Below are 21,339 nucleotides of genomic sequence, written 5' to 3' on the forward strand. Positions count from 1 at the left end.
GAGGTCCGTATCCCGCCACGAAGTCCCAGGGGTACAGGTGCGCTCCCATGGCGCCGCCCGAGCAATTCGAGTCCTCGAAGCTCCGCACAATCGACGTCCTCCTCCGTGAGGGTTTCGACCGGGCCTCCCTGGAGAAGACCGTGGCGGCGCTCGTCGGCGCGGAGCAGTGGATCATCCGCCCGGTGCCGTTCGAGCACACCGGCCGCTCGTTCGACCTCCTGCCTCCCGGCATCATCGAGCCGGCCCAGGCGTGGGAGCTGGCGCGCCGCCTCCAGGCGGACCCGAGCGTGGAGGACGCGGACCCGGCCTTCGAGGCAGTCTACGCGGAACAGAGCGAGGCCCCCGACACGGTGCCCACGCTCCTCAAGGCACAGCGGGCGGAGCCTGGACCCAAGGCGTTCAACGAGAACGACTGCGATTGGAGCCCGCGCTTCGTGAAGGCGGACGAGGCGTGGCAGCTCACCGGCGGCGCCAGCCAGGGTGAGGGCATCCTCATCGGCCATCCGGACAGCGGCTACCTGCCCCACCCCGAGCTGGGACCGAACTTCACGCCCAGGTTCGGCTGGGACTTCATCGACGATGACCCCACGACGGAGAACCCGGGCGGAGGCCACGGGCTGGGCACCGCGAGCGTCATGTCGAGCCCCTACAACGCCCCGAGCGTGGACGGCCCGAAGCTGTTCGTGGATGGAGTCGCGCCGAAGGCCGAGGTCGTCCCGCTGCGCGTCGCGAAGCCCACGCTCTTCGTCCCCTCGCCGGTGCTCTTCAACGTGGGCGTCGACCGGCTGCGCGACTCCATCGGGTTCGCCATTCAGCGAGGGGTCCACGTCATCAGCATCAGCCTGGGGTGGCTGCCCAATGCGGGATTGCACCGGATCATCCAGCAGGCGGTGCGAGAGAACATCATCGTCATCGCCGCCGCGGGCAACTACACGGGCCCTATCGTCGTCTGGCCGGGCGCTTATGACGAAGTCGTCGCGATGGCCGCGTGCAACGCGAGCGCGCAGCCCTGGGCCTTCTCCGCCTGGGGCAAGGCCGTCGACGCCACCGGCCCGGGCGAGAACGTCTGGGTGGCGCAGCCCGCCGACAAGGTCGGGCAGAGCAGCGGCACGTCCTATGCGACCGCGACTGTCGCGGGGATCGCCGCGCTCTGGCTGGCGCACCATGGCCGGGACACCCTGCTCGCGAAGTACCAGGGAGGACCGGCGCTCGCGCAGGTCTTCCGCCATGTGCTCCGCGCCACCTGTGACAGCTGGTCTCAGAATCCGCTCGCGTGGGGCGCCGGCCTCGTCAACGCGAAGGCGTGCCTCGAAGCCCCGCTCCCGGACGTGACGGAGCTGGAGTCATTCACCGCGAGGGCGCTCCTCCATGAATCCTCGGACACCGTGGCCTCGACCTTCAGCGGCCTCCAGCAAGCCGAGGTCCTGAGAGGCCTCGCGACCACGCTCGGGGTCGATGAACAGAAGGCGGTGCGGCTCGATTCGGAGTTCGGGCGCGAGCTGCGCTTCTGGGCGCTCACCCATGCCCCCTTCCGCCGAGCACTCCAGGAAGGCTCGGGCAGGGACCGTCAGGCGCTCAAGGCGCGCGCTCCAGCCGCCCTGCCCCCCTTCTCACCGAGCCTTCGGGCCGCGCTCGCTTAGGGCGCCTCACAGAACGCCAGCACCTGGGCGAACGGATATTCGGCCAGGACGCCGAAGAGCTTGTGACCGCTGAGCTTCGCCTTGGAGAGCGCGGGGCTGCTCAGGCCGCAGAGGAAGCGCGCCGCCTGCCTGGGATGCCCCAGCGCGTCCGGGTGCTTCGCCACGAGCGACTGGAACGTGGCCACGTCCAACTGTTCGCGCAGGTCCGGCCGGGGATGCGGCGGCGGCAGCACGCGCGCCACGCCCGTGCGGCAGAAGGTGCAGTGGCCGCACGGGGCTTCGCGCTGCTCGCCGAAGTGGGCCACCAGCGCGTTGCTCTGGCAGCCGTCATGCGTGACCAGCCGGAGCACGTCGCGCACGCGTGACACCTCCTGGACCTCCCGCTTCTGGAAGCGCTCCTGCAACAGGGCCACGAGCGCCTTCGCGTCCTCGTGCTCGCGCAGCCGCGTGTAGCGCTGACGCGGTTCGGCCACCTGCACCTCCGCGTAGCCCTGCTCCTGGAAGTAATCGAGCGCCTTCACCACCCGGTCTCTCGGCTGGCCCAGCGCCTTCGCGACTTCGGCGGGGTCGAACGTGTACCAGGTGCGTCCCTTCTTCGCGTGCTCGAACAGGTCCTTCACGAAGCGCGCGCGCTCCCCCTGGAACCTGCCCACGAGCTCGTCCACCGAGCCCGCGGGCTGCACCTTGTAGCCCGCGTAGAACGGCGTGCCCTGGCGCAGCACGCCCTCCAGCTCCAGGTACGTCAGCGCCGTGCGCAGCACCAGGGGCCGCAGGTCGTGGCGGTTGCCCAGCGCGTACATGTCCAGGTGCAGCTCCGGCCCCGAGGACAACAGCTCCTTCACCAGCGCCGCCAGCGCCTCCGGCAGCGGCGTGTCCCCGAGCGCGAAGTTCTCCAGCGTGGGCACGTCATCCGGGCACGCGAGCAACTCCACGACGGAGGGCTTGCCGTCACGGCCCGCGCGGCCGATCTCCTGGCTGTAGCTCTCCAGGCCCTTGGGCAGGTTGTAGTGATACACGGCGCGCACGTCCGCCTTGTCGATGCCCATCCCGAACGCGATGGTCGCCACGACGATGCCCTTGTCGGAGTGGGTCCACGCCTCCTGCACCCGCTCGCGGTCCTCGGATTCCAGGCCCGCGTGGTAGGCGCTGGCGGGCAGGCCCTCCGCGCTCAAGAGCGCCGCCACGCGCTCCGCGGTCTTCTGTAGCGTGACGTAGACGATGGTGGTGCCGGGCGGGCGCGACTTGAGCCGCTCCACCAGCAGGGCATCGCGAACCTCCGGGCCCGTGGGCGTGGTCTCCAGCGTGAGGTTGTTCCGGTAGAAGCCGGTGACGACCGCGTGTGACTCCGGGATGCCGAAGCCCTCGCAGATGTCGTGCACCACCTGCGGCGTGGCCGTGGCGGTGAGCGCCAGGATGCGCTCGGCCTGGAGCGTGCGGGCCGCCTGCGCGAGCTTGAGGTAGTCCGGCCGGAAGTTGTGGCCCCACTCGGAGACGCAGTGCGCTTCGTCCACCGCGAAGAGGGAGATGGGGAGCTCGCTCAAGAGCCCCATGAAGCGCTCGTTGTTGAAGCGCTCGGGGGCCACGTAGAGGAGCTTCAGCGTCCCGTCGCGCAGGGACTCCGTCACCTCGCGTGACTCCTCCAGCGACAGGGACGAGTCCAACCGCGCGGCGCGGATGCCCCGCCGCTCCAGCGCGTCGATCTGATCCTTCATCAACGCGATGAGCGGTGACACCACCACCGTGAGCCCTTCGAGCAGCAGCGCGGGGAGCTGGTAGCACAGCGACTTGCCCCCGCCCGTGGGGAACACCGCGAGCGCGGAGCCATGGGGCTCGAGCAGCTTCGTGAGCACCTCGCGCTGTCCGGGCCGGAAGGACGCCAGTCCGAAGCGCTCCCGCAACACGACATCCACCGCATCCGTCCTCATGTCCCGCCCTTCCCTGTTCGCGCTGTCCAGGAGGGTTATCTCACCCTCCCCGACTTTCCGCTGGCGACGCCCGGCTCGCTGGCCTGGCAGGCACGATAGGTGCGGGCGCGCGTAGAGGCGGCACCTAAGATGCGGACCCCATGCCGACCCGAGCCCCCAAGGCGTCTCCCGCGCGCGGCCTGTCTCCCCGGGCGGTGAACGACCTGCTGCTGCATGTCCGCGCGTCCAACGCGGGCCTGCAACCGGGCACGGAGCCTCTCCGAGTGACGTTGCCGCGGATCGTCCGTGAGGCGGAGGCCCGGGACGAGGAAGCACTCGCGGCACGGCTGCTGTCCGCCTGGTCCGACACCGTACGGGCACATGTCGAAGCGGGCACGCACGAGATGAGCCTGAGCGGCGGCGTGGACAGCGCGGCCCTGTGCGCGATGGCCGCGCGCCACGCACCTGGGAAGGTACGCGCGTGGACCATGGACGTGCACTTCGCGGACGCGGTGGAGCGGAGCAACGCGCAGCGGATGGCGAAGGTGACGGACGCGGAGCTGGTGGACGTGCCCATCCCGGACGCCGTGCTCCCGGACCTGTTCGAGCACGCGGTCCTCGCCAACCAGGCAGTCATCCTCAACGCCCGCGCCGTGGCCAGCTACGTGTTCTACCTGGAGGCCCGGCGGCAGGGCGCGGGACCCGTCCTCCTGAGCGGCGCGGGGGCGGATGAAGTGCTCCAGGGCACGCCGGGAGTACTCGTCTCGGCGAAGGCTCGCGTGGACGAAGACCGGGCCCTGGCCGCGCAGGTCCTGGCGCCTGTGGACAACTCGTGGGCGTCGCCCCGCGCCGACTCGCACGATCATGGAGCGGCACGGGGGGCTGTGGACAACTCGGGCAGGGCGCGGTCCGAAGCCCCGGATGGCGATCAGGAATCAAAGCCATCCATCCCCTCTGGAAACCGAGGTTCCGATCAAGCCGTGGGCCCCCCTGAAGACTCCACACCTGTGGACAACTTGAGGACTGTTTCCGAGAGGGGAAACGACGATCACGCCCCCCGCTCACCCCCTGTGGACAACCTGGGGACCGGGCTCCCCGCGCCGTGGGAGCTGCCCCAGGAGGATGCGCTTCCGACCGAGGAGCTGCGGTACGCGAAGTGGGTGCTGACCGAGCTCATCCTCCCGCCCGAGCTGCGGGGCGCCCGGGCCCATGGGCTCACGGTCCGCACGCCATATCTGGATGAAGGCTTCGCGAGGGTGGCGCTGGCCCTGCCGGAGTCCGTGCTGATGCGGGACGGGTTCGGCAAGTGGCTGTTCCGGAACGCAGTGCGGTCCCTGGTGCCGGAGGAGGTCCGCCTCGCGCGCAAGACGCCCCGGTATGGCCACACCGCCCTCTCCAGTCCGGTGCGGTCACGCTGGCTGGAGCTGTATCGCGCCTGGCTGTCTCCCGCGCGGCTGGAGCCCCTCCAGGTCATCGACTCGAAGGCGGTGCTGGGATTGCTGGAGCGCTATATCCACCTGTCGCCCGACGACCCGAGGGCCGGACCGATGGATCGGTTGTTGATGCGCCTCATGTCCCTGGCCATGCTCCAGGTCCACACCAAGGCGCCCCCCTGAATGTCCCGAGTCCTCATCGCCACCTCTCCTGAGAAGGGCCACCTCAACCCGATGGTCGGCGTGGCCCAATGGCTGCGCCGCCTGGGGCACACCGTCGGCTGGCTGTGCATCCCCGAACCGGCGCCACAGCTCGAATCCCTGGGCGTGGAGGTGCTGCGATTGCCACACGTCGAAGCCGCGCCACCGGGCATCGAGACGGGAGGCGAAGCGCTGGCGAAGCTGGTGCTCGACGACGTGGCACTGGGGAAGTGGATCCGGGGCCTGTTGCTGGATTCGGTCCCCGCGATGCTGGAGCCCGTGCGCGAGGTGGTGCGCGCCTTCCGTCCCGACGTGATGGCGCTGGACGGAATGCAGTACGCGGCGGTGCTCGCGGCGCACACGGAAGGCATCCCGTGGGCGGGCGTGTCCTCCGCGCTCACGCTGCTGGAGCCGAGGCCGGAGATTCCCCTGCTGCGCAACGTGCGGGCGCTGAAGGACGACCGTCAGGCGCTGTTCCGCCGTCACGGCTTCGACGCGCGCTTCCGCACCTGCGAGTGCCTGTCGCCCCGGCTCAACGTCATCTTCGCCACCGAGGCCTTCCTGGGCCCGGACGCGGGAGTGCCCCCGGACACGCTGCTCGCGGGCCCGTCCATTCCGCCTGCCCCCCGGGGTGACGAGGTGTCCTTCCCCTGGGAGCGGCTGGGCGAGAAGCCAGTGCTGTACGTGTCCTTCGGCAGTCAGATTTCGTATCAGCCGGAGCTGTTCCGCCTCATCGCGGAGGCCGCGAAGCCCTTCAACGTGACGCTGGTGCTGTGCGCGGGCGAGCTGGCGGACACGGACTTCCCGAGCACGCTGCCCGGTGACGTGGTGGCGGTGCGCTACACGCCGCAGCGGCAGGTGCTGGAGCGCGCGGCGGCATTCATCTCCCACGGTGGAGCCAACTCCGTGATGGAGGCGATGACGGCGGGAGTGCCAATGCTGCTGCTGCCGGTGTGCAACGACCAGCCCGTGCAGGCGCACTTCCTGGAGAAGTCCGGAGCAGGGCTCGCCAGGGACCCGAGGACCCTCACGGTGGAGTCGTGCCGCGAGGCCATCGCGCAATTGCTCGCACCGGAGTCACCGATGCGTGACCGCGTGGCGGAGATCTCCCGTTCCTACCGCGCGCATGATGGCGCGAAGACCGCCGCGGAACGCATCGCCGGGCTCGTGGCATGAGTGCCTCCAGGTGGAGTCCTCGACGGCATCACCCTGAGGGCATCACACCATTGGAGGTGTGGAACCTGCCCGTGTTTGGCCGCGAGCTGTGGGAACTGCTGGGCTCTCCGTGGGTGGAGGACGACCGGCGCGCGGGAGTTCCCGGAGCCACGCTCGCTGCCCGCGTGATGCTTCCGCTGGCGGAGGCGCTCGCGTTGCTGGTGAAGCAACACGCACCGGATGCGGCGTACCTGAGCGGAGGCCTGGCGGAGCTGGACGGCTTTCCCGCCGCGCTGAGGGAGGCCACGGCGTCGCTGCGCCGCCCGGTGCACATCGCGCTGTCACCGCGCTTCGCTCCCGTGCGCGCGGGGCTGCGCATGCTGGAAGCAACAGGCGCACGAAGTCCGCTCTGCGTGGACGTGGGCCAGACGAGCATCAAGCTCGCGCGAGCCGGAGCCACGCGTGTCGTTGAACGGGACCTCTCCACCCTGCCCCCGCTGTTCATCGGTCAGCCGCGGCCCGCGGACGGCCATCACATCCGGGACACGGTGGCGTTCATCGCGGGAGCGCTGCGGACATTCCTCGCGGAGGACAGCCGCGAGCCGCCGGACGCACTGTGCCTGGCATTGCCGTGTCCGCTGACCGATGACCTGCTGCCCGGAGGTTGCACCTACGGCTTCGAGGGCACAGCGTCGTTGGTCCCGGACATCCTCGCCCAAGCGGGTCTGCCGGACATGGGAGGCCCGGTGCTCGTGCTCAACGACGCGGAGTTGGCGGCCGAATCCGCGCGGCGAGCCCCCCAGGTGAAGGGACGCCGCGTGCTGTGCCTGTCCCTGGGCTTCGGCCCGGGGGGAGCCCTGCTCGACCGGGGCTGAGCCTGGTAACCTGGTCGTGGACCGTGCCCACGCCCTCCGACAACGACCAGGCCATCCGAGTGGCCGCCTTCAATGCCTTGCAGGCGTTGGTGGAGCGGCACGGTGAAGTGCTGTCGTGGGAGCGCATCGCGGACGGCTTCCAGCTCCACGGCGAGCAACACCTGTTCGCCAACCGGACGCGCGGCATCTTCTGGCCCCGGCAGATGCAGGAGACCGCGCTGTCCATCAAGACCACCGTGCCGCGAGGAACCCGCGTCGCCCGGTATGACGATGACAACATCGCCTCGGACGGGGCCTTCCTCTACAAGTTCCAGGGCACGGACGTGGAGGCACGAGACAACCGTCGACTGGTGCGCGCGCAGCAACTGGACGCACCGCTCATCTACTTCTACGGCATCGAGCCCGGTTTCTACCGGCCCCTGTGGCCCGTCTACATCTCCGACGTGGACCTCGCCTCGCACTCCTTCCACGTCATGGTGTCCGAGCCCGAGACGGTGAAGCAGCGCTTCGTCGCGGACGCGAAGCTGCTGCCCCTGGAGCGGAGGTACACGACGGTGCAGGCCAAGAAGCGGCTGCATCAGGCGGCCTTCCGTCAGCATGTCCTGCGTGCCTATGAGCACCGTTGCGCGGTGTGCGGCTTTCCACGGACGGAGCTGCTGGACGGCGCGCACATCCTTCCCGATCGCGACGCACGAGGCCACGCGGAGGTCTCCAACGGTCTGGCCCTGTGCAGACTCCATCACGGTGCCTTCGACACGAACCTGATGGGCATCCGTCCCAATGGTGTCATTGAACTGGCGCCGAGCCTGCTCACGCTCCAGGACGGCCCCACGCTGGAGCACGCGTTGAAGGGCTTCGTCGGCAAGACGCTGCAAATGCCCCGCGCGAACGACCTGCGTCCCAACAGGGACTATCTCGAGGAACGCTACGAGCGCTTCCGCAAGGTGGGCTGAAACCTCCTGCCCGAAGCATCAGGATCCTGACCGGAAGGAGAGGCGTCCTGCCTGAATGGGTAGGTCGCCGTCCTGCCCGGTCCGCCGATGTGGCGCGATTTCGAGCCCTTTAGTTTCAGGCTCGAAAGGAACACGCCATGTCCACCGACGCCCTCCAGTCCCTCTCGCAGTCCATCTCCACCGTCGTCGAGCGCATCGCTCCCTCCCTCGTCCGCGTGGAGGCCCGCCGTCGCCGGGGCGCCAGCGGCATCGTCTGGGACGCCGACGGTCACATCCTCACCACCAGCCACGCCGTCGAACACGAGGGCTCCATCCAGGTGGGCCTCGCGGACGGCCGCTCGGTGTCCGCCGAGCTCGTCGGCCGCGACCCGAGCACCGACCTCGCGCTCCTCAAGGCCGACGCCACCGGGCTCACCGCGCTCGCGCCCGCGCCGCTCGATGACGTGAAGGTGGGCAACATCGTGCTCGCTCTCGGCCGGCCGGGACGCACGGCGCGGGCCACACTGGGCATCGTCAGCGCGTTCGGCGGCGACTGGCGCACGCACGCGGGCGGCCAGGTGGACCGCTACCTGGAGACCGACGCGGACCTGCCTCCGGGTTTCTCCGGCGGCGCGCTGGTGGACGCGCAGGGCCGCTTCCTGGGCATCCCCACGGCGGCCTTCTCGCGCACCGCCGCGGTCGTGATTCCCGGCGGCACGCTGACGCGCGTGGCGAACTCCCTGCGCGAGCACGGCGGCATCCGCCGCGGCTACCTGGGCGTGGGCGCCTACCCGGTGCGCCTGCCGCGTGAAATCGAAGGCACGAAGGCGGGCCTCATCCTGCTCTCCGTGGATCCGGACGGCCCCGCGCAGAAGGCCGGGCTGCTGCTGGGCGACGTGCTGGTGAGCCTGGGCGGCCAGACGCTGCACGGCGTGGAGGACCTGCTGGGCTACCTGGGCGACGAGAAGGTGGGCGCGTCCATCCAGGCGAAGGTGTTGCGCGCGGGTGAGCTGCGCGAGGTGCCCATCACCGTGGGCAAGCGTTCTTGAAAGGAGCCGGCGATGAAACTGTTGCAGCAACTCTCGGATGACCTGGAAGGACTCGTGGCCGGCGCGGCTCCGGCGGTGGTGGGCGTGGAGCACGCGCGGGGGCACGGCACCGGCCTGTTCCTCACACCGGATGGCTACGTGCTCACCAACCGGCACGTGGTGATGCGCACGCCCAAGCGCCTCACCGTGCAGCTCCACAACGGCGAGGAGCGGCGGGCCACGCTGGTGGGCGCGGATGCCCCCACGGACCTCGCGGTGGTGCGCGCGGAAGGCGATGACTTCCCCACGCTGCCGCTCGCGGATCCGGAGACGGTGCGGGTGGGGCAACTGGTGATGGCCATTGGCAATCCCTTCCGCCTGGAGCAGTCGGTGTCGCTGGGCGTGGTGAGCGCCATCAACCGCAGCATCACGCTGCCTGACGGCGTCATCCTGGAAGGCATGCTTCAGACGGACGCGGCCATCAACCCGGGCAACTCCGGCGGGCCGTTGCTCGACACGCGAGGGCGCGTGGTGGGGCTCAACACGCTGGTGCTGCCCTTCGCGCAGGGGATTGGTTTCGCGGTGAGCGCCACCACGGCGGCCTGGGTCGCGAGCCTGCTCATCCAGCGAGGCCGGGTGGACCGGAAGTTCCTGGGCATCGCCGCCACGGCGGTGAACCTGGAGCCCGCGCTCGCGAAGGACACCGGCCAGCCGCGAGCCGTGCGCGTGTTGAAGGTGCAGGAGGGCACACCCGCGGACGACGCCGGTCTCCAGCCAGATGATCTGCTGCTCGGCATCAACAGCCGGCCGGTCAGCAGCGTGGACGACCTCCAGCGGCTGATGGCGCTCGCCTCCGAGGAAGAGGTGCACCTGGACGTGCTGCGCAAGGGCCGCCGCAAGGACGTCTCCGCCCGGGCCCGCCACCGCCGCGAACCGGTGGCGGCCTGATGCCGTTATGCTGGCGCCGCGATGGCCTCATCGACGGCGCACAGCATGACCTCGGGTGAACTGGCCGCGCGCATCGAGCGCGAGGGCTTCGCCATCCTCCCGCACGGCATCACGCCGGACACCGCAGACGCCCTTCTCCACGCACTGCGCGCCGTGAGCGAAGAAGCCACGGTCTCCCAGCGGCGTGGAGGCGTGCGCAACCTGCTGGAGAATGTGCCCGCCGTGCGGGAGCTGGCCCGTTCCAGGTCCGTGCGCGAAGCCGCCGAGTCCGTCCTGGGACCGCACTGTTTCGCGGTGCGAGGCCTGCTGTTCGACAAGACCCCGGACGCGAACTGGAAGGTCATCTGGCATCAGGACCTGACTCTCGCCGTGCGCGAGCGCCGCGACGTGCCCGGCTTCGGTCCATGGTCGGAGAAGGCCGGTGTGCCCTGCGTGCAGCCGCCCACGTCCGTGCTGGAGGACATGGTCGCGGTGCGAGTGCACCTGGACGACTGCGGCGAGGACAACGGCCCCGTGCGAGTCGTCGCGGGCTCACACCGTGAAGGACGGCTGGCATCCTTGAGCATCCCAGGCTGGCTCGAACGCGGTGCACCCGTGGACTGCCTCGTGCCCCGCTGTGGCCTGCTGGTGATGCGGCCCCTGTTGCTGCACGCCTCGTCACCTGCACGCGCGCCCGCGCATCGCCGGGTCATCCACCTGGAGTTCGCGGCGCGGCCCCTGCCTGGTGGGCTCCAATGGCACGCGAGCGTCTGAGGCTCACGGCCACGTCAGCATCAAGCCCACCCCGTCCGGCGCGGGCACCAGGCGCGCCGTGAGCTGCCCGTTCAGCTTCGCGTTGAGGAACGTCAGCACGCCGTCGAACACCAGCAGGAACGCGCCCTGCATGAGCACGCTCTTGCCCCAGCCTCTCAGGCGCTCCGAGTCCTTGCGCATTCCGCGCTCCCACAGGAACCCGCCGAAGGCGATGTAGCCCACGTCCAGGCCCGCGTTGAAGAGCAGCAGCTTCTCCATCCGCTGGCCTTCGGCCAGGCTGCGCGCTAGGTCCCATGAGGCTGGATCCGCTGTCGCCTGTCCGTGATAGCCAAGCCCCGCGATGACCAGGTTCACCACGTTCCAGGCCGCGTTCGCCTGGAAGAAGGCCTGCGTCTCGCCCTCGCTCGCGAAGTGTCCGGCGACGCCCGTGCCGATGTTCAGCACCGCCCAGCCGAACAGGATGCCCATCGCGGTCTGGTTCACGCGCACCGCTTCCGCGTTGTGCTCCGCGAGCCACGCCTTCGCATCTGGAGTCGGCGTCTCCTGCGCCACTCCTGGCATCGCGAAGAACAACAGCACCAGGACGCAGCAGGAACGCACAAGGCGGGCGGAGGCCATGGCGGCACTCTAAGCACGCCAAGGCCCCGTCCGCCGTGCGGCAGCCAGCGCTACCGTTCGCCATCGTCGCTGAGCGGCGGCGCCTCCCTCGCGGGCTCCGTGCCCTTCTGCGCGCCGTAGCCGCCAATGCCTTTCTGGAGGATGCGGTCCTCGCCCACGTCCTCGTCCGTCACGTCGCCCCGTTCGGTGCCCGGGCGCTGGTGTCTGGCTTCACGCTCCAGTTCCTCCGCGCTGTGGGTATCCGTGCGCTCGGGCCCCTTCACCGGCGGCCCCTTGTTGCTGGCCATGGTCGCGTCTCCTGTCTGATTGTCCTGCCCTCCAGGACAAGGTCCGGCGCGTCCCATCCCCCGACAAGGCCACTGGCGGGGTAGCATCGCCAATCGCCTTGCTTCCCGGAGCCGACCCGCCATGACCGACCCGGCCGACGCTGTCCCCTCCAGCTGTCCCTTCAGCGGCGCGGGAAAGCCCTCCGCCGCTCGCGTCCCCGGCCCCGTCTACCGCAAGCCTTTCTGGCGCGCGCGTCTGCCCGACGTGAGTCGGGAGATCGCCTCCCTGGATGCACGGCGCGACTGCCAGCGCATCGTGCACCTGCTGACCAACTACGAGTTTCCGTTCGACATCGTGCGGTCCACGGAGATCGCCCTCTTCCACACCTACGGCAGCCGCTCCGTCTCACGCCTGTTGGACCGCACGGGTGAGTTCAACAAGCGGGACCAGAAGCGCTACGACGACACGCGGCTGCTCATCGCGCGCTTCATGGAGTGCGGCTGGGAGGGCGAAGCAGGGCGCCGCTCCCTGGAGCAGATGAACCACATCCATTCCTTCTTCCGCATCCCGAACGAGGACTTCCTCTTCGTGCTGTGGACGTTCATCGACTTCCCCATCCAGTGGATGCAGGAGTTCGGCTGGCGCCCCTTCACCGCGCACGAGCAGGAGGCCTGGTTCCATTACTGGTGCGAAATCGGCCGCCGCATGGGCCTGAAGGACATCCCCGAGGACAAGCCCGCCTACGACGCCTTCATCCGCGACTACGAAGCGCGCGAGTTCGTCCCCAACGAGGCCAGCCACCGCGTGGCCCAGTCCACCGTGGACATCCTCGCCGGCTGGGTGCCGCGCCCGCTGCGTCCGCTGGTCGCGCCCATCAGCCTCAGCCTGGTGCCGCCGCGCCTGCTCCCCGCCATCCAGTTCGACTCCCCACCCGCCTGGGTAGGCGGTCTGGTGAAGGGCGCCCTCAAGCTGCGCAAGCGCGTCAAACGCCACGTCTCCCTGGAGCGCTACCCGTCGACCCTGGACACGACGCTCAACCGCACCTACCCCGGCAACACCTACCGCATCGAAGGCCTGGGCCCGGACTACGCCCACCGCGACGCGGAATGAAAAGCCCGCGTCCCTTCTCAGGGACACGGGCCTTCGAACCTCATGACTCGGACAGCGCGGCTCAGCTCTTGTACTTCACGGAGCAGCCGTACGGCTCGGAGGTCGCGGTCGGGACCTGCTTGCCGTTGAGGAGCGCGTCCACCGCCGTCTGTACGTAGTTCACCTTGGTGGCTTCCTTGCCGCGCGGGTCGTTGTCGATGGCGCCCGCGTAGCGGACCACGCCCTCACCGTCGATGACGTACATGTGCGGCGTCGTCTTCGCCGCGTAGCTCTTGCCCACCGTGCCGTCCGTGTCCAGCAGCACCGGCTGGCTGAAGCCCTCCTTCTTCTTCCAGTCCGCGGCGCTCTTCGCGTTGTGCGTGGCGGACGAGTCCACCGTCAGCCACACCACCTTCTTCGCGTCGAAGCCCTTCTGCGTGGTCTGCATCGTCTTGGCCTCGTAGTGCCGCTTCACGAACGGGCACTCCGGGTTGGTCCACTCGAGCACCACCACCTTGCCCTTGTACTCGGACAGCGAGTGGGCCTTGCCGGCCTCGTCCTTCAGCGTGAACGCCGGAGCGGGCTTGCCCACCTCCGCGGTGTCCGCGGCGAAGACGGGAGCGGACACGAAAGCCGCGGTGAGAGCGAGAGCCTTGAAGACCTGCTTCATGACGGAACCTCCAATGAGTTGAACGCCGCGCAACGAACAGCCCTGCCGCCACTTCACTCCCGGCTCAAGGCCGGGCACACACCACCGAGCCACCCTTCAACGGTGACCCACACTCCGCCGCGCGCTGCACCGCCGTGATGACGCTGTCCGCGGTGAGCAGCTCGTTGAGCACTTCCGGCTTGTCCGGCGCGCCAGGGCTCAACACCAGGTACATGGGAACACCCGCGCGGCCATGCTCCGCCAGCTTCGTGGTGATGCGCGCGTCCCGCCGCGTCCAGTCCGCCACGAAGAACGCCACGTTGTGCTTCAGGAACGCCTGCCGCACGTCATCGCGCGACAGCACGGTGCGCTCGTTGAACTTGCACGTGAGGCACCAGTCCGCCGTGAAGTCCACGAACACCGGCTGCCCCGCCGCCAGCGCCGCCGTCACCGCCGCCTCGTCCCACGCCTGCGCGCCACCGTGCGACGCCACCGCCGCGCCGCGCGTCTCCAGCGACGCCTGCGCCTCCTCGAAGCGCAGCGCCACCGCGCCCGCGCCCACCAGCACGAGCACCGCCAGCGCCACCGTCACGCCCCGGCGCCCGCCCTCCAGCGTCTGCGACTGGCCGTACAGCCACGTGACCAGACCCACCGCGATGAGGAACGCGAGCAGCCGCGCCATGCCGTCCACGCCAGCGAGCCCGCCCATCACCCACACCAGCCACACCGTCGTGCCCAACAGCGCGAAGCCCAGGAACTGCTTGCCGCGCTCCATCCACATGCCCGGCTTGGGCAGCCGCTTCGCCAGCCCCGGCACCAGCACCAGCAGACAGAAGGGCAGCGCCAGGCCCAGCCCCAGCGCCATGAACACCGCCACCACCGTGGCCGGGCCCGCCGCGAACGCGAAGCCCACCGCCGTGCCCAAGAGCGGCGCCGAGCAGGGCGTCGCCAGCACCACCGCGAGCACACCCTCGCCCGCGCTGCGCATCAGGCCGTGGCTCTGGTCCACCTTGCCCGCCAGCGCCGTGCCGTCCGCGCCCAGCGTGTAGACACCGAAGAGGTTGAGCGCGAACGCCACCAGCACCGCGCTCACGCCCGCGACGAACAGCGGCTCCTGGAACTGGAAGCCCCAGCCCACGCTGGCACCGCCCGCGCGCACCGCCAGCACCGCGCCCGCGAGCAGCAGCATCGTCGCCAGGATGCCGCCCGCGTACGCCGCCGCGTGCGGCGCGACCTTGCCCTTCTCCTCCTGCACCATCCGCGTGAAGCCGTACGCCTTGAGCGCCAGCACCGGGAACACGCACGGCATCAGGTTGAGCAGCGCGCCGCCCAGGAACGCGAACAAGAGAGCGACGCCCAGCCCCAGCGGCGACTCGCCCGACGCCACCGGAGCCGCCGCCACGGGCTGCACCTTGCCCATCGCGTCCTTCACCGACGGGACCTTCAGGGGCGCCGGGCCCGCGGCCGGAGACGCAGCCCCGGCCGCCGCCACCATCGGCGCGAGCGCCGTGTCCACGTCCACCGCCGTGAAGCCCGTGGCCTTCGTGCCCAGGCGCAGCGCGCCCGTGAGCCGGGGCTCGCCCTTGGGCACCACCGACGAAGCCTGGCCCTCCAGCGCGAACGTCCCCGGCGCCGTCTGCTTCAGCTTCACGCTGTCCACGCCCAGGATGCGGCCGGGCACGAAGAAGTCACCCTCCACGTCGCCCGCGAGCGGCTTGCCGTCCGCCGCCGTCACCGTGAGCTTGCCGGTGAACGGCTTGCCCGCCGTCAGCGTCGTGCCGTCCAGCGCCAGGGCCACGCGCGGCGCGCCCTGCGCTCCCACCGGCGACGGCACCTGGGCCTGCGCGGCGTCGAATTGCGGCGCGAACTCCGGATCCAACACCGTCTCCGGCCCCACCGGCAGCGTGCGCGTCAGCACCAACTGCGCGGGGATGCAGTGCACCTTGCACGCGAGCGCGTCCACCGCCGCCGACACGTTCAGCGTGCCCGTGGCGTCCTTGGACACGTGCGCGGGCGCGAACAGCAGCACCTCGTCGTGGTAGCCGTGCGTGGTGATGAAGCCGTCCGGCGTGCGGAACGTGCTGGGGAAGGGCCAGCGCAACTCCCCCACCGTGACGCCCGGAATGTCCCACGACACGTCCGTGGCCAGGCCGGAGTCTCCCGGGTTCTTCCAGTAGACGTGCCACTCCGGGTCCATCTTGAGGCGCACGCCCACGCGGAAGTCGCTGCCCGCCTTCACCTGCGTGGCATCCAGGAGCAGCGCGCCCTCCAGGCGCGGGTCGCCCTCGTCCGGCGCGGTGCTGCCCACGGCGGTGGGCGGCAGCGCGGCCTGGGCCCACGTCGCCAACAGCAACGCGCCCACCGCGCCCAGCCCACCGAGCCGGCTTCCAGACCTCTTGCTCCACGGATGCGTCATGCGACTCCCGTTAATCCACCTGGAAACGCCGTGCTACCTGGGATGCGTCCCCACAGGGTGCACTCAACCTTCCGGGCAGCCGGGCATTCCGCATGCCCGCACGCCCGGCGTCAGGGGCCACCCTCTGGCCCCGCGCCTTCCCCATACGCTCAAGGAGTCCGGGCGGTTACGGCTCGGTGTTGCCCGTCTTCCAGGGCAGCAGCGCCGCGCCATCCAGCGTCCCCGCCGGCGCGCCGCCGTTCGCCGGAGCAGGCAGGGCCGGCCGCGGAGGCGGACCCACATTCACCGCGGCCGGAAGCGCCGGCCCGATGCGGCTCATGGTGATGCGCGACACCTCCGACTGGGCCCGGCGCACCCCCAGGGCTGACGGCTGGGCGGCACGGCGCTCCACGGCCCGGCGCAGGTCCGCCAGGCGGTCCACGTGCCGCTGCGCGGGCACCTCCGCGGAGCCCAGGCGGGCCAGCTTGTAGAGCCCCTTGTCCGCGCCCTCGAGCGCCCGCTCGGCCGCGTCCTGCTGACGGCGGGAGAGCGCCTTCCAGGCGGCGGCCTCGTAGGAGACCAGCTCCAGCTCCGCGGATACGGCGCGCACGAAGCGGCCCTCGTCGCTGTCCGGCAGCAGGCGCGTCACCGGCACGGACACCCGCCGGGTATCGCCGTGCTCCGTGTACGAGGTGCTGACGGTGAGGTTCCAGTCGCCCTTCTCCAGCACGCCCGCGAAGAGGACGCGGCGCGGGAACGCGTGCGACACCGCCCCCAGCGCGGCGCTCATCGCGTCCCCCTCCACGCGCGACGGGTAGCGGTGACGGCAGCGCAGGTCCGCGAAGCCCGTGGGCAGCACGTACACGCGCGCGTCCGCCACCACCTCGCCGAACAGCTCCGCGCCCAGCGCGCCCACCGCCAGCGGCAGGCCCTCCGCGTCGTCCACGTGCGTGAAGCCCGTGCCGGACGGGCCGGTGAGGGCCTCCAAAATCTCCGGCAGGTAGTGCTTGCCCAGCCCCAGCGCGTGCAGCGCCACGCCGGAGTCGTGCACCCGCTGGCCCAGCACCTTGAACTCGCCCAGCGCGGTGGGGCCCACGGAGGGCTCGCCGTCCGTGAGCATCAGCAGCTGCGGCCGGGCGCCCGGCACCAGCACGCGCCGCACGGCCTCCGCGCCGTTCTCCACGGCCTCGTGCAGCGCGGTGCCCTCACCGGAGTCCAGGCGGGAGAGCGTCTTCAGGAAGGCCGACTTCGCGCCCGGCTCCATGGCGCGCACGGGCAGCACCTGCTCCGCGTCCGCGTCGAAGGTGAGCAGGCCCACGTAGTCCTTGGGCCCCGCGCGCTCCACCAGCGCGCGCGCCGCCTCCACCGCCGCCGCCAGCGGCGCGCCCCGCATGGACGCGCTGCGGTCGATGACCAGGTTCACCGCCACCGGGGCCCGAGGCGTCTCCGCTTCGGCCTCCAGGGTCACCAGCAGCAGCACTTCGCGGCCGCCCTCCGCGTCGCGCTCCACTGCCCAGGCCGTCTGCTTCATCCGCACTCCCGCATGGTGGGTGGGCCCCATCCTGCTCTTCGCGATTGCCGTCGCGACGACCCCCTGGCCCCGGACGCCCCTGCACGGGCCCGCGTCCGCCCGGAAATCCTGTCGCTTGTTCCTGGAGGATGTCGGGTTTCCGGTCGTGAAAGCAACGTGTCCGGCCCGACCGGCCCCCGGTGTCCCAGGCTCCGCCCGGCACCGGCGATCACCCCGCCACGAGCGCCTCGGGACGCCTTGCGTCACCTACAAACACGCGGATTTCGGCGGGTTCATTCGTCGCTTTACGGATTTACTTCTGGAGGTTCCGGCACCGGGCATTTCCGGGGACCGCTTCCGTGGGGCTCGACCCGGCCTTGGGCGGGGAGCGTCACGACTGTCCAGCGCACTGCATCAGCGTCCGGGAGTGTCAGCTCCCCAACCTGTCCGACGGTCCGACAGGTCCGACAACGAAGGCCCCCGCGCAGGCCACGGGCCGCGGGGGCAGGGCGTCACTCCGCCACGTTCCAGCCGCCCCAGGCCTCTTCGTCCAGGTGGCCCCAGCGCCGCTCATCCGTGGGGTCCAGCGGAACCGACCGGCCGTGTTCACCCGTCGCGGACAGCTCCAGGTCATCCAGCCCCTCGTCCAGGTACGTGCTCTCGTCGTGGCTCATGTCCGGCTCCTCGGCGCTCCATTCACGGGGTGTACGGCCAATGACGGCTCGCGTCCCCTTGGACGCCCTGCGTCGGTCACCGGGCCCGCCCCATGCGGGACCCTTTACAAGCACTGCTTGACCGATTTACGAACATGTTGGGAGCCCGCCCGGCTTTTGTAAAGCCCTCGGGACAGCAAAGTTCTGGGAGCGTCCGGCGGGCCACGCCCGGCCGCCTGCCTTCCAGCACGCCAGGCGCGGGGATTTCGCGCACGACAGGTCCTGGATGGAGGGTGGGTGGGCGCCACCCTGGACGGCGGCCTGGAAGCGGTGAAGGAAACGCTGCGGAACATGGCCCCCGCAGAGCGCTTGATTCGCGAATCACCCCTGCTAGGGTTGACAATCACTCCAGAATTGCCGCGTCGCAGCAACCGGCGTTGCCGCCGTGCGGCCTCAGAGGGTCCCGAGGTTCCATGAACCCCATCATCACCGGCCTGCTGCTGGCAGGCGCAGTCTCAATCTTCGTCATCACGATGTCCGGCCGCGTGGGCGTGCTGCTCGCGATGAAGAAGGAGAACCGGCTGGACCACATCCCCTACCGCGTGGCGCAGCTGGTGCGCTTCGGGTTGGGCCAGAAACGCATGGTGGATCCGGAGGAGTTCACGCCGGGCCTGTTCCACATCTTCATCTACGCGGCGTTCATGGTGCTGGCGGTGCGCACCATCATGCTCTTCGTGATGGGCTTCTCGTCCACCGCGCTGGACGTGCTCACCGACCTGTCGCACCCGGCGTGGGACGCCGCGCCGCCGCTCTTGGGCCTCTACAAGGTCTACCTGCTGGTGAAGGACATCGTCGCGGCGCTGGCGCTCGCGGGCGTGGCGTACTTCGTGTGGACGCGCTGGAAGGTGAAGCCGGACCGCATGTCCCAGTCCTGGGAGGCCTACCTCATCCTGGGCTTCATCGCGGGCCTGATGATCACCGAGTTCATGTTCGGTGGCAGCCACATGGTGGCCGCGCACGCCGCCGCGCAGCAGGTGCCGGTGGGCGCCACGCAGGTGCCCGCGGCGCCCTCCGCGATGGTGTGGTGGGAGCCGGTCACCAGCCTGATGGGCCTGGCGATGATGCCCCTGGGCGTGACGGCGTCGCACGTGCTGGGCGTGGCGGGCTTCTTCATCCACCTGACCATCATCCTGGCGTTCCTGAACTTCCTGCCGCTGGGCAAGCACTTCCACATCATCACGGGCCTGCCCAACGTCTTCTTCCAGCGCACGCACTCCACCGGCAAGCTGCCCACGCCCAACCTGGAGAAGGAAGAGTTCGGCGCCGCCACGGTGAAGGACCTCACCTGGAAGAACGGCCTGGACCTGTACTCCTGTACGGAGTGCGGCCGGTGCCAGACGCACTGTCCCACGTACATCACGGGCAAGCCGCTCACGCACAAGGCCGTGAACCAGGACCTGAAGCACTGGCTCTGGGACAACGAGCGCTGGGTGGAGGAGGGCTACGGCCCCAACGGCGTGAAGGAGCCCCTGCCTGAAATCGTCGGCAGCGCGCTGAAGGCGGAGACGGTGTGGGCGTGCACGAGCTGCGGCTGGTGCGAGCAGGCCTGCCCTGTGTTCATCGAGAACGTCCCGCGCCTCATCGACATGCGCCGCTACCAGGTGCAGGTGAAGGCGGAGTTCCCGCCCGAAATCCAGCGCGTGTTCGAGGGCATGGAGCGCCAGGGCAACCCCTGGGGCCTGGGCCAGGACCGGCGCGACGAGTGGGCGGAGGACCTGGCGCTGCCCACCTGGGGCGACGGCGGCGAGTACGAGTACCTGTTCTTCGTGGGCTGCGCGGGCAGCTACGACGACAAGCAGAAGAAGGTCAGCCGCGCGCTGGTGAAGATCATGCGCGAGGCGGGCGTGTCCTTCGCGACGCTGTCCAAGCAGGAGATGTGCAACGGCGACTCCGCGCGCCGCATGGGCAACGAGTACCTGTACCAGACGATGGCCAAGACGAACGTCGAGTCCTGGAACGCGATGGGCGTGAAGGCGGTCATCACGCAGTGCCCGCACTGCTTCAACACCATCAAGAACGAGTACCCGGAGTTCGGCGGCGAGTACCGCGTCATCAACCACACGCAGCTCATCAACGAGCTGCTCAAGGACAAGCGCATCAAGCTGTCCTCGGTGATGAACGCCGGAACGAAGCTGACCTACCACGACCCCTGCTACCTGGGCCGGCACAACGGCGTGTACGACGCGCCCCGCGAAGTGCTCAACGCCATCCCGGACCTGGAAGTGGTGGAGATGCAGCGCAGCAAGCGTGAGGGCTTCTGCTGCGGCGCCGGTGGCGGCCGGATGTGGATGGAGGAGCACATCGGCACGCGCATCAACCACAACCGCATGAACGAGGTGGCCCTCACGCTGAAGCACGCGGAGGACCCGAACACGCCCTACCCCGACGCCGCGGACAAGAAGAAGCCGGGCATGGTGGGCGACTACAAGGAGCCGGGCGGCAAGGGCATCGTCGCGGTGGCCTGCCCGTTCTGCTCCACGATGCTCAACGACGCGAAGAACGACACCGGCCGCGAGCAGATCCAGATCAAGGACATCACCGAGCTGGTCGCGGACTCGATGGAGACGAGCAACAAGGGCGGCACGGTGGCGCCGAGCCCCGTGGTGAGCGCCAAGCCGGAGTAACGCAGGACCGGCTCTGGATGTAGCGAGGGCCCGGTGGCTCCCCGAAGTGGGAGTGGCCGGGCCCTTCGCCTTTCCGGGCTTCGGAAGACTACTTGCGGCCCTTGGGCGTCTGGCCCTCCGAGCGCAGCACGCGCTCCAGGCGCTTCGTGGCGCCGTCGTCGCCCAGCTTGCCCGCGACGTAGGCGCCCGCGGAGGCGAGCTTGCGGCGGAAGCCACCGGGCGGGACCTCGGACGGGCGCGAGGGGCGGGCGGGGATCTCCTCGATGCCCTGGTTCTTGAGCAGCGTGCGCGCCATGTCCTTCTCATCCGAGCTGGCGTGCGGGAACAGGAGCGCGCAGACCTGGAGGTGGCCGTAGGCGGCGGCGGCGACGAACGGCGTCTCGCCCACGGAGTCCGGCAGCGAGGGGTCCGCGCCGGACTCCAGCAGCACGCGCACCAGGTCCTCCTGGCCCGCGCGCGCGGCCACCATCAGCGGTGTGCGGCCCTCCTCGTCGAAGGGGTTGGGGTCCGCGCCCGCGTCGAGCTGGGCGCTCAGGGCGGCGCGGTCACCCGCGGCGACGGCATCGAACAGGGACACGGTGCGTACCTCCGGACAGGACGCGCGG

The 21,339-nt window shown here is 70.1% G+C and carries 18 protein-coding genes; 10 read left to right on the forward strand and 8 right to left on the reverse strand.

Annotated elements, in window-relative coordinates; all coding sequences use genetic code 11:
• The first annotated feature begins 47 nt into the window (after positions 1-47).
• A complete protein-coding gene (locus ACX114_RS38415) occupies positions 48-1,640 on the forward strand; it encodes a S8 family peptidase (protein ID WP_459292794.1) in 1,593 nt (530 codons plus the stop codon).
• On the opposite strand, the gene ACX114_RS38420 is transcribed toward ACX114_RS38415, so the two are convergent.
• Positions 1,637-3,565 (reverse strand): RecQ family ATP-dependent DNA helicase, encoded by a 1,929-nt coding sequence (locus ACX114_RS38420; protein WP_459292796.1) that lies wholly within the window; start codon positions 3,563-3,565, stop codon positions 1,637-1,639. The genes ACX114_RS38415 and ACX114_RS38420 overlap by 4 nt on opposite strands.
• A gap of 140 nt (positions 3,566-3,705) precedes the next feature.
• On the opposite strand from ACX114_RS38420, the gene ACX114_RS38425 reads away from it, so the two are divergent.
• The 7 genes from ACX114_RS38425 to ACX114_RS38455 all read left to right on the forward strand — a co-directional run bounded on the left by ACX114_RS38425 (position 3,706) and on the right by ACX114_RS38455 (position 10,869).
• A complete protein-coding gene (locus ACX114_RS38425; RefSeq protein WP_459292798.1) occupies positions 3,706-5,160 on the forward strand; it encodes an asparagine synthase-related protein in 1,455 nt (484 codons plus the stop codon).
• On the forward strand, positions 5,161-6,354 hold the full coding sequence (locus ACX114_RS38430; protein ID WP_459292800.1) for a glycosyltransferase: 1,194 nt from the start codon (positions 5,161-5,163) through the stop codon (positions 6,352-6,354). It begins immediately after the preceding gene.
• Between the two features lie 71 nt (positions 6,355-6,425).
• Positions 6,426-7,208, forward strand: coding sequence for an ROK family protein (locus tag ACX114_RS38435; RefSeq protein WP_459292802.1), 783 nt, complete (start codon positions 6,426-6,428; stop codon positions 7,206-7,208).
• A gap of 23 nt (positions 7,209-7,231) precedes the next feature.
• On the forward strand, positions 7,232-8,161 hold the full coding sequence (locus tag ACX114_RS38440; RefSeq protein WP_459292804.1) for an HNH endonuclease: 930 nt from the start codon (positions 7,232-7,234) through the stop codon (positions 8,159-8,161).
• Positions 8,162-8,298: 137 nt separating this feature from the next.
• Positions 8,299-9,189: a S1C family serine protease gene (locus ACX114_RS38445; RefSeq protein WP_459292806.1), complete on the forward strand. Its 891-nt coding sequence runs from the start codon at positions 8,299-8,301 to the stop codon at positions 9,187-9,189.
• 12 nt (positions 9,190-9,201) lie between these two features.
• Positions 9,202-10,116: a S1C family serine protease gene (locus tag ACX114_RS38450; protein WP_459292808.1), complete on the forward strand. Its 915-nt coding sequence runs from the start codon at positions 9,202-9,204 to the stop codon at positions 10,114-10,116.
• Between the two features lie 45 nt (positions 10,117-10,161).
• Complete coding sequence (locus ACX114_RS38455) at positions 10,162-10,869, forward strand: phytanoyl-CoA dioxygenase family protein (RefSeq protein WP_459292810.1); 708 nt, start codon at positions 10,162-10,164, stop codon at positions 10,867-10,869.
• A 3-nt stretch (positions 10,870-10,872) separates the two neighbouring features.
• Here ACX114_RS38455 and ACX114_RS38460 read toward each other — a convergent pair whose 3' ends face one another.
• Together ACX114_RS38460 and ACX114_RS38465 are read right to left on the reverse strand one after the other, a co-directional pair.
• Positions 10,873-11,487, reverse strand: coding sequence for a DUF6992 family protein (locus ACX114_RS38460; protein WP_459292812.1), 615 nt, complete (start codon positions 11,485-11,487; stop codon positions 10,873-10,875).
• Positions 11,488-11,537: 50 nt separating this feature from the next.
• Positions 11,538-11,774, reverse strand: a complete 237-nt coding sequence (locus tag ACX114_RS38465) for a hypothetical protein (protein WP_120565340.1) — start codon at positions 11,772-11,774, stop codon at positions 11,538-11,540.
• A gap of 121 nt (positions 11,775-11,895) precedes the next feature.
• On the opposite strand from ACX114_RS38465, the gene ACX114_RS38470 reads away from it, so the two are divergent.
• A complete protein-coding gene (locus ACX114_RS38470) occupies positions 11,896-12,864 on the forward strand; it encodes an oxygenase MpaB family protein (protein ID WP_459292814.1) in 969 nt (322 codons plus the stop codon).
• 61 nt (positions 12,865-12,925) lie between these two features.
• Here the strand turns inward: ACX114_RS38470 and ACX114_RS38475 are convergent, their stop codons facing one another.
• The 4 genes from ACX114_RS38475 to ACX114_RS38490 form a co-directional block, all read right to left on the reverse strand.
• Complete coding sequence (locus ACX114_RS38475) at positions 12,926-13,513, reverse strand: redoxin domain-containing protein (RefSeq protein WP_459292816.1); 588 nt, start codon at positions 13,511-13,513, stop codon at positions 12,926-12,928.
• A 64-nt stretch (positions 13,514-13,577) separates the two neighbouring features.
• Positions 13,578-15,908, reverse strand: coding sequence for a protein-disulfide reductase DsbD family protein (locus ACX114_RS38480; RefSeq protein ID WP_459292818.1), 2,331 nt, complete (start codon positions 15,906-15,908; stop codon positions 13,578-13,580).
• A 166-nt stretch (positions 15,909-16,074) separates the two neighbouring features.
• The gene (locus tag ACX114_RS38485; RefSeq protein ID WP_459292820.1) at positions 16,075-17,418 is read right to left on the reverse strand and encodes a vWA domain-containing protein; all 1,344 of its coding nucleotides are present in this window, start codon (positions 17,416-17,418) and stop codon (positions 16,075-16,077) included.
• A 491-nt stretch (positions 17,419-17,909) separates the two neighbouring features.
• Complete coding sequence (locus ACX114_RS38490; RefSeq protein ID WP_459292822.1) at positions 17,910-18,071, reverse strand: hypothetical protein; 162 nt, start codon at positions 18,069-18,071, stop codon at positions 17,910-17,912.
• A gap of 452 nt (positions 18,072-18,523) precedes the next feature.
• Between ACX114_RS38490 and ACX114_RS38495 the strand changes: the two genes are divergently transcribed.
• Positions 18,524-20,734, forward strand: coding sequence for a (Fe-S)-binding protein (locus ACX114_RS38495; protein WP_459292824.1), 2,211 nt, complete (start codon positions 18,524-18,526; stop codon positions 20,732-20,734).
• Positions 20,735-20,822: 88 nt separating this feature from the next.
• Here the strand turns inward: ACX114_RS38495 and ACX114_RS38500 are convergent, their stop codons facing one another.
• Positions 20,823-21,311, reverse strand: a complete 489-nt coding sequence (locus ACX114_RS38500) for an ankyrin repeat domain-containing protein (protein ID WP_459292826.1) — start codon at positions 21,309-21,311, stop codon at positions 20,823-20,825.
• Positions 21,312-21,339 lie beyond the last annotated feature (28 nt).

Source organism: Corallococcus sp. M7, from assembly GCF_054512695.1.

Bases quoted from the DNA above. Each gene is read 5' to 3' on its own strand.
- ACX114_RS38415 (WP_459292794.1), top strand. From the start codon at position 48: ATGGCGCCGCCCGAGCAATTCGAGTCCTCGAAGCTCCGCACAATCGAC.
- ACX114_RS38420 (WP_459292796.1), bottom strand. From the start codon at position 3,565: ATGAGGACGGATGCGGTGGATGTCGTGTTGCGGGAGCGCTTCGGACTG.
- ACX114_RS38425 (WP_459292798.1), top strand. From the start codon at position 3,706: ATGCCGACCCGAGCCCCCAAGGCGTCTCCCGCGCGCGGCCTGTCTCCC.
- ACX114_RS38430 (WP_459292800.1), top strand. From the start codon at position 5,161: ATGTCCCGAGTCCTCATCGCCACCTCTCCTGAGAAGGGCCACCTCAAC.
- ACX114_RS38445 (WP_459292806.1), top strand. From the start codon at position 8,299: ATGTCCACCGACGCCCTCCAGTCCCTCTCGCAGTCCATCTCCACCGTC.
- ACX114_RS38450 (WP_459292808.1), top strand. From the start codon at position 9,202: ATGAAACTGTTGCAGCAACTCTCGGATGACCTGGAAGGACTCGTGGCC.
- ACX114_RS38455 (WP_459292810.1), top strand. From the start codon at position 10,162: ATGACCTCGGGTGAACTGGCCGCGCGCATCGAGCGCGAGGGCTTCGCC.
- ACX114_RS38460 (WP_459292812.1), bottom strand. From the start codon at position 11,487: ATGGCCTCCGCCCGCCTTGTGCGTTCCTGCTGCGTCCTGGTGCTGTTG.
- ACX114_RS38465 (WP_120565340.1), bottom strand. From the start codon at position 11,774: ATGGCCAGCAACAAGGGGCCGCCGGTGAAGGGGCCCGAGCGCACGGAT.
- ACX114_RS38470 (WP_459292814.1), top strand. From the start codon at position 11,896: ATGACCGACCCGGCCGACGCTGTCCCCTCCAGCTGTCCCTTCAGCGGC.
- ACX114_RS38475 (WP_459292816.1), bottom strand. From the start codon at position 13,513: ATGAAGCAGGTCTTCAAGGCTCTCGCTCTCACCGCGGCTTTCGTGTCC.
- ACX114_RS38480 (WP_459292818.1), bottom strand. From the start codon at position 15,908: ATGACGCATCCGTGGAGCAAGAGGTCTGGAAGCCGGCTCGGTGGGCTG.
- ACX114_RS38485 (WP_459292820.1), bottom strand. From the start codon at position 17,418: ATGAAGCAGACGGCCTGGGCAGTGGAGCGCGACGCGGAGGGCGGCCGC.
- ACX114_RS38490 (WP_459292822.1), bottom strand. From the start codon at position 18,071: ATGAGCCACGACGAGAGCACGTACCTGGACGAGGGGCTGGATGACCTG.
- ACX114_RS38495 (WP_459292824.1), top strand. From the start codon at position 18,524: ATGAACCCCATCATCACCGGCCTGCTGCTGGCAGGCGCAGTCTCAATC.